This window comes from Pseudomonas sp. OV546 (assembly GCF_900116845.1).
GTDB lineage: Bacteria > Pseudomonadota > Gammaproteobacteria > Pseudomonadales > Pseudomonadaceae > Aquipseudomonas > Aquipseudomonas petroselini.
In genome coordinates this window covers 75,951-87,920 of record NZ_FPCE01000009.1, presented here as the reverse complement: position 1 = coordinate 87,920, position 11,970 = coordinate 75,951, and the positions used below count along the sequence as shown (strand labels likewise).

Here is an 11,970-nt window from a genome sequence, read left to right as displayed (position 1 = left end):
GTCTTCCAATCAATCACAGCCACATGAATTACGCCATTGCAAGGTCGGCGCCAGGCGCACGCTGTGGGGCGGTGCGGTGGGACACGCCATGCGTTGCAACAGCAGGTTTACCGCCTGGGCGCCAAGTGCCTGGACCGGCTGAGCGATCAAGGTCAGGCGCGGCACGAAAAAATCCGCCCAGTCGAAATCATCAAAGCCCACCAGGGCCATCTGTGACGGCACGTCGATCTGCGCGTCACGCAGGGCCTGCATGGCGCCGAGCGTCATCAGGTTGTTACCGGCCATGATCGCCGTGGGCGGTGGCGCCAAGGCGAGCAGCTGCACCGTGGCTTGGCGGGCGGGCTCAGTATTGGAGCCGCCGTTGACCAGCAGTTGCGGATCAAACGCCAGCCCCGTCGCCTGCAGCGCAGCCCGATACCCGGCAACGCGCTCGTCGGTGGTGCTGAACCCCTCGCGTCCGGCGATAAAGCCGATCCGACGGTGACCATGGGCAATCAGGTGCTCAACCAGGGCCTGGGTCGGCTGGGCATTCTCCACCCCGACCTGGTCGAAGTGCTCGCTCATCATGCGGTCCACCAGCACCGCGGGAATCTCGTTGGCTCGCAGGTACGCCAGGGCCTTGGAGCCGTTTGACGGCGCCAGCACAATCCCGTCGACCCGCCGATGATGCAGCGCCGTGACCACCCGCAATTCCTGCTCCGGGTCGTCGTGGGTATCGACAAACAGCATCATGAAGCCGTGCTTGGCGCACTCGGTTTCAATCGCGTGCACGGTTTCGCTGAAGTAATGGTTGGACAGTGCAGAAATCGCCACGCCGATGGTGTTGGTACTGGAGCGGGCCAGCGAGCGCGCCAGGGTGTTGGGGATGTACCCCAACGCCTGGATCGCGTGCTGCACCGCCTGCACCGTGGCCGGGCTGACTTTGCGGGTGCCGTTCAACACGTGTGACACGGTCGACGTCGACACCCCTGCCCGGCTTGCCACGTCATCCATGGTCACCACGGTGCAGTTCCTCTCACTGGATCAATGTTTGCTCGACCAACCACTGTAGGTAGCGACGTTGTCGCGGGTAATCAGTTTTGGCGTGAGCAGGGTAATCGCTTCGGCAGGGGCTTTGTCGTTGAGAATGTCATTGCCCACGTTCACTGCGGTTTGCGCCATGGCCCAGGGGTCCTGGCTGGCCGATGCCTGGATCTGCGTGTCGGTCTTCAGCGCGTTCTCGATATCCGGCGCACCGTCCACCGAGGTGATGATGATGCCGCTGCGCTTGAGCTGCTTGGCCGCCAGGTCGCTGCCGATGGCTTGCGGGTCGTTGATCGCGAACAGTCCGTCGATTTTCGGGAAGCGCGTGAGATAGCCCTGCATCACGTTCAGGCCGCCTTCGCGGGAACCCTTGCCGTCCTGGTCATCGGACAGCACCTTGATCTCCGGCGCGGCCGCCAGTGCGGACTTGCAGCCTTTGACCCGGTCAGTCACGGCGGTGACTTGCGGGCCGTTCTGGATAATCACATTGCCCTTGCCGGCCAGCTTGTCCACCAGGTACTGGCAGGCCAGCTTGCCGGCTTCGACGTTGTCGGTCTGCACGGTGGCGTTCACGCCCTTGGCGTCCACGTCCACGGCGACCACGACGATGCCGGCGTCGCGGGCTTTCTTGATCGCCGAGGCCATTGCGGACGGGTCGACGGCGTTGATCAGGATCAGGTCGACCTTGGAGGAGATGAAGTTATCGATCTGCGAAAACTGTTTGCTCAGGTCATAGTCGGCGGACACCGAGGTGACCTTGACGTTGGGGTTCAATTCCTTGGCCCTGGCGGTCGCGCCGTCGGCCAGGGTCACGAAATACGGGTTGCCCAGTGAGCCCATGCTGATGCCGAGCGCTTTCAACTCTCGGGCCTCGACGACGTGGGACATCAGGGCAGCCAAGGCAATGACGGGAAACATGCGTTTAAGGTTCATGCGGGTCTCTCTTGTGATTGTTGTATGAGTGAAATCAGGTCCGCGCACCGGACTGGCGATAACGATCCAGCGCCACGGCGCCAATGATCACGATGCCCTTGATGATGTACTGCCAGATGTCCGAGACGCCCAGCAACACCAAACCGTTGGTGAGTACCGCGATGATCAGCGCACCGATCAGCGTGCCGCCGATGGTGCCGACGCCGCCGGTAAAGCTGGTGCCGCCGAGGATCACCGCGGCGATCGCATCCAGCTCATAGGATTGCCCCAGTTGCAGGCCGTTGGCGGCGAACAGGCGCGACGCGCTCATCACCGCGCCCAGCCCGGCCAAGGCGCCGGACATGGCGTAGACAAACAGCAGCACCTTCCACACCTTGATCCCCGACAACCGCGCCGCTTCAGGGTTGCCGCCCACCGAATAGATCTGCACGCCCATCACCGTGCGGCGCAGGATGAACCACGACAGCGCCACCACCGCCACGGCGATCACCACCAGCCAGGGCACACCGAGGATCGAATCATTGCCGATAAAGGCAAACGGCAGGTCCGGGTTGAAGACGGTCTTGTCGTCCGCTAGCAGGCGAGCCAGGCCGCGCATGGCGGTCAACGCACCGAGGGTGACGATAAACGGCGGCAAGCGCATGAAGGCGATCAACCCGCCGTTGACCAACCCGAGTAGCAGCCCGAAGCCGATACCGGCGGCGATCCCGAACATGCCGAACTGCGGCGACATTGACGCTTGCAACGCCACCACAGCCGACGCCGCCAGGATCGCGCCCACCGACAGATCGATCCCCGCCGTGAGGATCACAAAGGTCATGCCCGCCGCCAGCACCACGTTCACCGAGGCCTGCTGGGTAATGATCGACAGGTTCTGCACCGTCAGGAAGTTCTCACTGGCCAAGGCAAAGCCCACCAGCAACAGGATCAGCACCGGCAACATACCCACTGTGCGCATCAGTTCGCGTGCGCGCTCAGCTTTACCGATTGTTGCAACATTCAATTCAGCCATTGGCTACCACCTGATCGCCACCGGTGGCGAGGTCAATAATACGTTCCTGGGAAATAACCTGGCCTGACGCGCCGCCGACTTCAGCCACCAACTGGCCTTCGCGCATGATCAGCACGCGGTCGCAGGTGCCGATGATTTCCGGCAGTTCGCTGGAGATCACCACGATGCCAACGCCGGCCTGGGCCAGTTGATTGATGATGCGGTAGATTTCGGACTTGGAGCCGATGTCCACGCCGCGCGTGGGCTCGTCGAGGATCAGCACATGCGGCTTGACCTCCAGCAGTCGCGCCAGCAGCACCTTTTGTTGATTGCCGCCGGACAAGGCGCCGACATTGACCTTGCCCGACGCCACGCGGATCGACAGCGACTTGATCGCGTCCGTGGCGCGCTGCGCGGCATGCCCGCGATCCAGTACGCCGGCATGGGCATCCGGCACGCAGGCGCAGACGTTAATGTTGTCGGCCACGCTCATGTCCAGGAACAGGCCTTGGGCCTTGCGGTCTTCGGTGAGGTAAACGACGCCTGCGCGAATGGCATCCGCCGGGGTGCGCAGTTGCGTGACGGTCTTGCCGACCACTTCCAGCGTGCCGGAGGTGCGCGGGTCGGCCGCGAAGATCAGGCGCGCCAGCTCGGTGCGCCCTGCCCCGACCAAGCCGGCAATGCCCAGCACTTCCCCGGCATGCAGGTCGAAACTGCAGTTGCGCACACGCTTGCCGTCGGCCATGTCGCGCACACGCATCACCACGTTGCCGGGGTTGTACGCCGCGTGTTCCTTCTTGTAGAAGCCGGACAGGTCGCGCCCCACCATCATTTTCACCAGCACTTCGGCCGACAGCGCCTCGCGGGTCAGTTCGCCGATGTATTGGCCGTCGCGCAGCACCGACACACGGTCCGACAACTCATAGATCTCGGCCATGCGGTGGCTGATATAGATGATCGCCAACCCCTGGCTGCGCAGCTGTTTGATCAGCGCGAACAGGCGGTCGGTCTCACGGGAAGACAACGGCGTGGTCGGTTCGTCCATGACCAGGATCTTGGCGTGGGCGTGCAAGGCGCGGGCGATTTCCACCAGTTGGCGTTCGGCGATCGACAGGCTGCTGACCCGCGTTGCCGGGGTGAACTCCGCGCCCAAGCGTTGCAGCACTTCGATGCAACCGGCCTCCATGCCCTTGCGGTCGATGGTCCAACCGCGCCGCAGTTCGCGGCCCAGGTAGATGTTCTCGGCCACGCTCAGGTTGGGGCACAGGCTCAGTTCCTGGTAGATCACGGCGATGCCGAGGGCTTTGGCGGTGGCAGGGTCGAAGGTGGGAATGGTTTGACCGCCAATGCGGATTTCACCGCCAGGGTCGGCTTGGTAGGCGCCGGAGAGGATTTTCATCAGGGTGGACTTGCCGGCGCCGTTCTCCCCCATCAAGGCGTGGATTTCGCCGGGGTAGACCTTCAGGCCGACATTCTTGAGCACGCGCAAACCGTTGAAGGTTTTGCTGATGCCCTGCATCTCAAGCAAGGGTTCAAGGCTCATCTATGAGCTCCTGGATTTTATTATTTTTGTATTCGCGCTCCTTGGATCAGAGCCGATTGCCACCGACTCTAATCAGATACATTTGCTTACGCAAGCGCTTGCTTGCGCCGTTTGTCGCAAGATGAAACGTTTCATCAAGCGCTTTTTTAGCTATTTCGGCATTTCTAACGTTTTGGCAACATGCGCAGCAAGGTGTTGTCCCGTACCCAGTAATGGTGGAACAGCCCCGCTACCGCGTGCAGGCCGATCAACCAGTAACCGGCACTGCCCAGCCACTCATGCCAGTGTTTGAACTGCTTGGCCAGATCCGGGTCAGGCGCCACCAGCGAGGGCAATGGGAACTCCAGATAAGGCAGCGGTTTGCCGGCGGCGTTGAGCATCAACCAGGCCAGTAGCGGCGTAACGATCATCAGGCCGTACAACGCCATGTGCATCAAGTGCGATACGCCCGTCTGCCAGGCAGGTGGGCGCGGCACAATCGGTGGCCGCGGCGCCAGGCGCGCCCACAGGCGCAGCCAGACCAGCAGGAAAATTCCGATGCCGAACAGTGCGTGCCCGCCCAGGAGCACGCCCTTGAGCGCATGGCCGCGAGGCAGTAGGCCTTTGATTTCAATGCAGCCATAGACGCCGACGAACAGCGCCAGCATCAACCAGTGCAGCGTCATCGATAGCCTTGCGTAGCGTTGCGTGATCAGGGGGTCGCTCATGGGAAACACACCTTGTGCAGGAGGGCGGCCTTACGTGGCCGGGAAGAGTCGGCGCCACCCTGCCCGACAAGTCTTAAGGCAATCTGAAGATCGATAGAACGGTCATTTTCGCCACATTTTCGCCACCTTCAGACTTCGTTAAGAAATGCCTTTGATACTCCTCCCAACTTCACTGGGGAGGCGTAACGCCAATGCCCGATATCGATTGGAACACGCCATTACCGCTGCTGTTTGGCCAGGCCGACAGCGCACCGTTGCGCCTGGCTCGCGCCCTGCCCCAAGACCCTCAGCGCCCTGACTTCGAAGCGTTTATCCAACAGCGTTTTCGCATCGCCCACGGGGCCGATATCCGCCATTTCATGCCGCAGCTATTCGGCGTCAGCCAGGCCAGCGGTGACCTGTGTGCCGTCGCCGGCGTACGCCTGGCGAGCGCTGAGCCGTTGTTCCTGGAGCGTTATCTGGACCATGCGGTCGAGCCGCTGATCAGCGCCGCCGCCGAACACCCGGTAGAGCGCAGCGCCATTGCCGAAGTCGGCAACCTCGCGGCCAGCGATACCGGCAGTGCGCGCCTGAGCATCATCGCCATTACCTGGCTGCTCGCCATGGGGGGCCTGGAGTGGGTGGCGTTCACCGGCAATATCGGCCTGGTCAACAGCTTCCACCGCCTCGGCTTAAAGCCCGTCACCCTCTGCGCGGCCGACCCGCAGCGCCTGGGCGATGATCGCCACCACTGGGGCAGTTACTACGAAAGCCAACCCTGGGTGCATGTCGGCAATATCCGCGCCGGATTCGTCCATTTGCGCAACATGGGCCTGTTCGCGCGCCTGGGGTTGCCTACCACGATCGAGGACACCAGCCATGTCGCCTGAAACCTGTCGCTTCCACGCCGTACTGCGCGGCCATGCCGAACGCAACGATGGCGCCATCGCTCTGTGGGGTGACGCAATGAAAATGGACTACACCTCATTGTTCGCCGAAGTGGCGTATCGACAGGAGCGCCTGCGCGATGAGGGCGTCAAGGTCGTGGCCCTGGCCCTGGACAACGGCGTGGACGCGATGCTGTGGGACCTGGCGGTGTTGTTCGAAGGGTTGACTTGCCTGACTCTCCCGCCGTTCTTCAGTCCGGCCCAGCGCATCCACTGCCTTGAACAGAGTCACGCCGAACGGGTGATCGCCGAGCCTTACCTGGAGGCAGAATTGCTGGCCGGCGGTTACCGTCAATCCGGCGACTTCTGGTGCCGCGGCTTTGAAGGCCGACCTTCCATGCCTTCGGGCACTGCCAAGGTGACGTTCACGTCCGGCACCACCGGAACGCCCAAGGGGGTCTGCCTGAGCGCCGACAGCCTGCTTCGGGTCGCCCGCGAGTTGCACCAGGCGAGCCACATCACCGATCCGCGCCATCACCTGGCGCTGTTGCCCATTGCGATTTTGCTGGAAAACCTCGGCTGCTACGCGGCGCTGTATGCCGGCGCCACGCTGAGTGTGCCCAGCCAGAAGAGCCTGGGCATCCAGGGCGCCAGCGCGGTAGACGCCGCACAGTTGCTCGGGTGCCTGGCGACGCGCCAGCCCCACAGCCTGATCCTGGTTCCGCAATTGCTGTTGATGCTGGTGATCGCCGCCGAGCAAAAGGCATTCAGCCCCCAGGGCCTGCGATTTGCCGCCGTCGGCGGTGCCCGTGTGTCCAAGGCCTTGCTGCAACGCGCACACCGGCTGGGCATGCCGGTCTACGAAGGTTACGGGCTCTCGGAATGTGCCTCTGTGGTATGCCTGAACGCCCCCGGGGCGCAGCGTCCAGGCAGTGTCGGGCGGCCGTTGCCCCATGTTGAAATTCGCTTGGCCGAAGACGATGAGGTGCTGATCAAGGGCTCGACACTGCTCGGCTACCTGGGCCAGCCCGGTCAGCCCGAACAATGGTGGCCCACCGGCGATCTCGGTGACTTCGACGCGGACGGGTTTCTTTACCTCAAGGGCCGCAAGAAGCATCAATTCGTCACCAGCTACGGACGCAACGTCAACCCCGATTGGGTCGAGGCCGAGTTGACGCAGGACGGCGTCATCGCCCAGGCGTTCGTCTATGGCGAAGCGCTGCCGGAGAACCACGCCTTGCTCTGGCCTCATCGCGCCGACTGCAGCGACAGCCAACTGGCCGCCGCCGTGGCGCAGGCCAACGTCGGCTTGCCCGACTACGCCCAGGTACATCGCTGGACACGCCTGGCAGAACCCTTTACCGCAACCAATGGCCTGCTCACCGCCAATGGTCGACCACGGCGCGACGCTATCGTCGCCCGGTATCAAGCCCAACTTGCCCCGCGACTCAACGAGGAAACCTCATCGTGAATTTTTTCGACACGCTTCAAGAAGCCACCCAGCAGGAACGCCAGGCACTGTTCAATTTGCCGATTATTCGGGAGGCCCTGGAGGGCAAGGTCAGCCTGGAAAGCTATCGCGCGTTCCTGACTCAGGCTTACTACCACGTCCGGCATACCGTGCCGTTGATGATGGCCTGCGGTGCGCGCCTGCCGTCGCGCCTGGAGTGGTTGCGCAAGGCCGTCTGTGAGTACATCGAGGATGAATATGGCCATGAACAATGGGTGCTCAATGACATCGCCGCCTGTGGCGGTGACCAGGACGCCGTGCGTGACGGGCGCCCTGGCTTGCCCATCGAGCTGATGGTCAGTTACCTCTATGACCTGATCGCCCGTGACAACCCGGTCGGCCTGTTCGGCATGGTCAATGTGCTGGAAGGCACCAGCATCGCCCTGGCCACCCATGCGGCCGGCAGTATCCGTGAGCGTTTGCATCTGCCTGACACGGCGTTCAGTTACCTGAACTCCCACGGAGCCCTGGACATCGGCCACATGGAAACCTACCGACGCTTGATGAACAGCCTGGAAGACCCCGACGACCAAGCCGCGGTGATCCGCGCATCCAAGGTGGTCTACGCCCTGTACACCGACATGTTCCGTAGTCTGCCGCGCCTCGGGGAGGCTTCCGATGCGCCTGTCTGATGCGCGCGTGGTGTTGACCGGCGCCAGCGGTGGCATCGGCCTGGCAATTGCCACCGCCCTGTGCGCCAGCGGCGCGCGGGTGCTGGCCGTGGCCCGTCATCGGGTGCCGCTGGAGGGCTTGCTTGAGCGCTACCCCCAGCAGCTGTGCTGGGTCGGTGCCGACCTGACCTTCCTCGCTGACCGCCGTAAGGTGCTGGCCGCCGCCGAAGCCATCGGGGGGGTGAACCTGCTGATCAACGCCGCCGGTATCAACCACTTTGCCATGCTGGAACAGCTGGACGACAACGAAATCAACGGCATGCTGGCACTCAACATTACCGCGCCCATCTGCCTGACCAAGCTGCTGCTGCCGCTGCTCAAGCAAGCGCCGAGCGCCATGGTCGTGAATGTCGGCTCGACCTATGGCTCCATCGGTTACCCCGGCTACGCCACCTACTGCGCCACCAAGTTCGCCTTGCGCGGTTTTTCCGAAGCCTTGCGCCGGGAACTGGCCGACACCCGTGTCGGCGTGCTGTACGTGGCGCCACGTGCGACCCGCACCCCGATGAACAGCCCGGCGGCACAGGCCTTGAACGATGCGCTCAAGGCCAATGTCGACGACCCGAACACGGTGGCGCACGCGGTCATCCAGGCGATTGCCAACGAACGTCGCGACCTGTACCTGGGCTGGCCGGAGCGCTTCTTTGTGCGCCTCAACAGCCTGTGGCCGAACCTGGTCGACCGAGGGTTACGTAAACAGCTGCCGCTGGTACGTCGCTTGATCGATAAACCCGTGAAAAAGGACCTGAAACCATGAAACGACTGCTTGCCGCGCTGCTGCTCTGTGCCTTGAGCCCCTTCACCTGGGCGCTGGACACCGCCGACCAGCAGCGCCTGAACGATATCCAGGCACGCTGGGCACAGATCCAATACAACCTGCCGGAGGAACAACGTACCCAAGCGTTCGAACAACTGGCCGCCCAGACGACGGCTTTCACCCAGGCCCGCCCACAGACCGCCGAGGCGTGGATCTGGTCGGGGATTGTCACCAGCAGTTGGGCCGGTGCCCAAGGCGGGCTCGGTGCGTTGAGCAAGGTCAAGCGGGCCAAGGTCGATCTGGAAACAGCCCTCGCCCTGGACCCGAAGGCACTGCAAGGCTCCGCCTACACCAGCCTGGCGGCGTTGTACGACCGCGTACCCGGCTGGCCAATCGGCTTCGGCGATGCCGACAAGGCGCAACAGTTACTGAAACAGGCCTTGCAACTCAACCCGGCGGGCATTGATAGTCTGTACTTTTGGGGAGACCACCTGTACCGGCAAAAGCGTTATGGCGAAGCGCGTGAGGCTTTGCAAAAAGCCCTGCTGGCCGCGCCACGACCCGGTCGGGAAACCGCCGATGCCGGGCGGCGCAAAGAGATCGAAAGCCTACTGGCCGACATCCATAAAAAACTCAACTGACCAGGAGTCCGCGTGCGCCTATTACTGATCGAGGATGACGACGCATTGGGGGGAGGCATTCACCAGGCACTGGCGCGTGAGGGGTATACCGTCGACTGGCTGCAAGACGGCAACAGTGCCTTGCATGCCCTGCTCAGCGAAACTTTTGACGCCGTGGTGCTTGACCTTGGCCTGCCACGCATGGACGGACTGGAAGTGCTGCGTCGCCTGCGCGACAGTGGCGCGACCGTGCCGGTGCTGATCCTCACGGCGCGCGACGCCACCGAAGACCGCATCGCCGGGCTCGATGCCGGCGCCGATGACTACTTGGTCAAACCGTTCGACCTGGCTGAACTCAAGGCGCGTCTGCGCGCCTTGTTGCGCCGCAGCGCCGGGCGTGCCCGGGTGGTAATCGAGCACGCGGGTATCTGCCTGGACCCGAGCACGCAGCAGGTCAGTTATCACGGTGTCCCCGTGCTTCTCACCCCCAAGGAATATCAACTGCTGCACGAGCTGCTATCGCCGCCCGGCCGCGTCATGACCCGTGACCAGTTGATGCAATTGCTCTACGGCTGGAACGAAGAAGCCGAAAGCAACACCCTGGAGGTGCACATCCATCACCTGCGCAAGAAGTTCTCCAGCGAACTGATTCGCACCGTCCGAGGTGTGGGCTACCTGGTCGAGGAGCGTCGATGACTTCGATCCGGCGACGAACCCTGACCCTTATTATTGGCCTGCTGCTCACCGGGCTGCTGGTGATCAGCGTGCTGAACCTGCATGACAGCAATCACGAAATTGCCGAAGTCTACGACGCACAACTGGCGCAAAACGCGCGGCTGCTCCAAGGCGTCATGAGCATGCCGCTGGCCAGCAAAGACCAGGCAGACCTGTATCGCGCCTTCAATAAAGCCTTGGGCGAAGCCATGCCCAAGGTGGATGGGCACCCTTATGAAAGTAAAATCGCCTTTCAGGTGTGGAACCCGCAGGGTGAGTTGCTGGTGTTTACCGCCAGCGCCCCTTCCTTCTCGAAGCCGCCCGCACAGCCGGGGTACAGCAACATCAACGACCTCAATGGTCGGCAATGGCGCGGCTTCGTGCTCAAGGACAAGGACAATGGCCTGCGCATCTGGGTGGGCGAACGCGACGATGTACGGTCCGACCTGGTGCAACGCATCGTGCGGCATACCCTGTGGCCCAATGTGCTGGGTAGTCTGATCCTGGCCGCGATGGTCTGGCTGGCCATCGGTTGGGGGCTCAAGCCGCTGGCCGATATGGCTGCCACGTTGCGTGCGCGGCACTCTGGCTCACTGGAACCGATGCAACTGACCCCCTTGCCCACGGAGCTGGAGCCCATGCAGGCGGCATTGAACCGCATGCTGGCGCAGATCCAGGAGATGCTCGGCCGTGAGCGCCGCTTTATCGCCGACGCCGCCCACGAAATGCGTACGCCCCTGGCGGTATTGCGGGTGCACGCGCAAAACCTACTGGAAGCCGGCACAGACACCGAACGCCGCGAGTCCCTGGCTTTTCTGATCACCGGCGTCGACCGCACCACCCGCCTGGTCAACCAATTGCTGACCATGGCGCGCCTTGAACCCAGCGCCACACAGCCATCCGTACAAACCATCGACCTGGCAACGACAGTGCGTGAAACGCTGATCCAGCTGACACCCTGGCTGCTGAGCAAAGGCCTTGAGCTGGTGTTCGACGTGGACGATGCGCCGTACCGCGTGACGACCGATGCCGGCGCAATCAACATCGCCCTGACCAACCTGGTGACCAATGCCGCGAATTTCTCTCCGGAACACGGGGTCATTACGGTGAGGTTGTGCCAGGTCCCACAGCGTTTCGTGCTGACTGTGGATGACCAAGGGCCCGGCATTGAAGAAAGTGAGCGTGACCGCCTCTTCGAGCTGTTTTACAGCCGGGGCAACGCCGAAGGCGCCGGCCTAGGCCTGACCATCGTACACACCATCGCCCAGCGCCTCGGCGGCCAGGTACGCCTGGAAAACCTGGCGGCCGGAGGGCTGAGAGCAACGCTGGAAATCCCGCAGTCATGACCGACTGTGGGGGGCACGTTGATGCGTCACTTGAGGACGACAGCGCGCGCCAATGCATTCAAACGAATGCATGCCGTCGACGCGACAGCCAATGCCCCGCTCCGCGAGCTGAACCGTGCCTCAGGGTTCCACAGCGCCATTTATCTGGGTAAAAGTACCCAGGTCGCCAGTAGCGTGACGTGGTGAACAGCACTGAGCGGGCGCCCCGAGCCCTTTGTCGGCATACATCCGTTTGAGTGTATCCGTACCGCGCGGGGTGCGGTATCTGCTATCGTCCAAGGACCTCATC

The 11,970-nt window shown here is 62.8% G+C and carries 12 protein-coding genes; 7 read left to right on the top strand and 5 right to left on the bottom strand.

All coding sequences use genetic code 11. From position 1 onward, the window contains the following. Positions 1-9 precede the first annotated feature (9 nt). The 5 genes from BM403_RS20495 to BM403_RS20475 all read right to left on the bottom strand — a co-directional run bounded on the left by BM403_RS20495 (position 10) and on the right by BM403_RS20475 (position 5,197). A complete protein-coding gene (locus tag BM403_RS20495; RefSeq protein ID WP_093544448.1) occupies positions 10-1,002 on the bottom strand; it encodes a LacI family DNA-binding transcriptional regulator in 993 nt (330 codons plus the stop codon). Positions 1,003-1,023: 21 nt separating this feature from the next. Further along, positions 1,024-1,956, bottom strand: coding sequence for an ABC transporter substrate-binding protein (locus BM403_RS20490; protein WP_012724292.1), 933 nt, complete (start codon positions 1,954-1,956; stop codon positions 1,024-1,026). A gap of 34 nt (positions 1,957-1,990) precedes the next feature. After that, on the bottom strand, positions 1,991-2,968 hold the full coding sequence (locus BM403_RS20485; protein ID WP_012724293.1) for an ABC transporter permease subunit: 978 nt from the start codon (positions 2,966-2,968) through the stop codon (positions 1,991-1,993). Then, positions 2,961-4,490, bottom strand: coding sequence for a sugar ABC transporter ATP-binding protein (locus tag BM403_RS20480; RefSeq protein ID WP_012724294.1), 1,530 nt, complete (start codon positions 4,488-4,490; stop codon positions 2,961-2,963). Before BM403_RS20480 ends, BM403_RS20485 begins: the two co-directional genes overlap by 8 nt. Positions 4,491-4,654: 164 nt before the next feature. Continuing rightward, positions 4,655-5,197, bottom strand: a complete 543-nt coding sequence (locus BM403_RS20475) for a cytochrome b (protein WP_043205360.1) — start codon at positions 5,195-5,197, stop codon at positions 4,655-4,657. Between the two features lie 191 nt (positions 5,198-5,388). Here BM403_RS20475 and BM403_RS20470 point away from each other — a divergent pair, with 191 nt between their 5' ends. Genes BM403_RS20470 through BM403_RS20440 form a run of 7 tightly spaced genes read left to right on the top strand, consistent with a single transcriptional unit; the run spans position 5,389 to position 11,681 of the window. Continuing rightward, a complete protein-coding gene (locus tag BM403_RS20470) occupies positions 5,389-6,066 on the top strand; it encodes a thermostable hemolysin (protein WP_012724296.1) in 678 nt (225 codons plus the stop codon). After that, positions 6,056-7,534, top strand: coding sequence for an AMP-binding protein (locus BM403_RS20465; RefSeq protein ID WP_093544445.1), 1,479 nt, complete (start codon positions 6,056-6,058; stop codon positions 7,532-7,534). The genes BM403_RS20470 and BM403_RS20465 overlap by 11 nt, the downstream gene beginning before the upstream one ends. After that, positions 7,531-8,205 carry an iron-containing redox enzyme family protein gene (locus tag BM403_RS20460; RefSeq protein ID WP_012724298.1) on the top strand — a complete coding sequence of 225 codons (675 nt, stop codon included), beginning with the start codon at positions 7,531-7,533 and terminating at the stop codon, positions 8,203-8,205. Before BM403_RS20465 ends, BM403_RS20460 begins: the two co-directional genes overlap by 4 nt. Next, a complete protein-coding gene (locus tag BM403_RS20455) occupies positions 8,192-9,001 on the top strand; it encodes an SDR family oxidoreductase (protein WP_093544442.1) in 810 nt (269 codons plus the stop codon). Before BM403_RS20460 ends, BM403_RS20455 begins: the two co-directional genes overlap by 14 nt. After that, complete coding sequence (locus BM403_RS20450; RefSeq protein WP_012724300.1) at positions 8,998-9,642, top strand: tetratricopeptide repeat protein; 645 nt, start codon at positions 8,998-9,000, stop codon at positions 9,640-9,642. Before BM403_RS20455 ends, BM403_RS20450 begins: the two co-directional genes overlap by 4 nt. Before the next feature lie 12 nt (positions 9,643-9,654). Continuing rightward, a complete protein-coding gene (locus tag BM403_RS20445) occupies positions 9,655-10,317 on the top strand; it encodes a response regulator (protein ID WP_012724301.1) in 663 nt (220 codons plus the stop codon). After that, positions 10,314-11,681: a sensor histidine kinase gene (locus BM403_RS20440; RefSeq protein ID WP_093544439.1), complete on the top strand. Its 1,368-nt coding sequence runs from the start codon at positions 10,314-10,316 to the stop codon at positions 11,679-11,681. Before BM403_RS20445 ends, BM403_RS20440 begins: the two co-directional genes overlap by 4 nt. Positions 11,682-11,970 lie beyond the last annotated feature (289 nt).

Bases quoted from the DNA above. Each gene is read 5' to 3' on its own strand.
- BM403_RS20475 (WP_043205360.1), bottom strand. From the start codon at position 5,197: ATGAGCGACCCCCTGATCACGCAACGCTACGCAAGGCTATCGATGACG.
- BM403_RS20440 (WP_093544439.1), top strand. From the start codon at position 10,314: ATGACTTCGATCCGGCGACGAACCCTGACCCTTATTATTGGCCTGCTG.
- BM403_RS20490 (WP_012724292.1), bottom strand. From the start codon at position 1,956: ATGAACCTTAAACGCATGTTTCCCGTCATTGCCTTGGCTGCCCTGATG.
- BM403_RS20455 (WP_093544442.1), top strand. From the start codon at position 8,192: ATGCGCCTGTCTGATGCGCGCGTGGTGTTGACCGGCGCCAGCGGTGGC.
- BM403_RS20450 (WP_012724300.1), top strand. From the start codon at position 8,998: ATGAAACGACTGCTTGCCGCGCTGCTGCTCTGTGCCTTGAGCCCCTTC.
- BM403_RS20485 (WP_012724293.1), bottom strand. From the start codon at position 2,968: ATGGCTGAATTGAATGTTGCAACAATCGGTAAAGCTGAGCGCGCACGC.
- BM403_RS20465 (WP_093544445.1), top strand. From the start codon at position 6,056: ATGTCGCCTGAAACCTGTCGCTTCCACGCCGTACTGCGCGGCCATGCC.
- BM403_RS20470 (WP_012724296.1), top strand. From the start codon at position 5,389: ATGCCCGATATCGATTGGAACACGCCATTACCGCTGCTGTTTGGCCAG.
- BM403_RS20480 (WP_012724294.1), bottom strand. From the start codon at position 4,490: ATGAGCCTTGAACCCTTGCTTGAGATGCAGGGCATCAGCAAAACCTTC.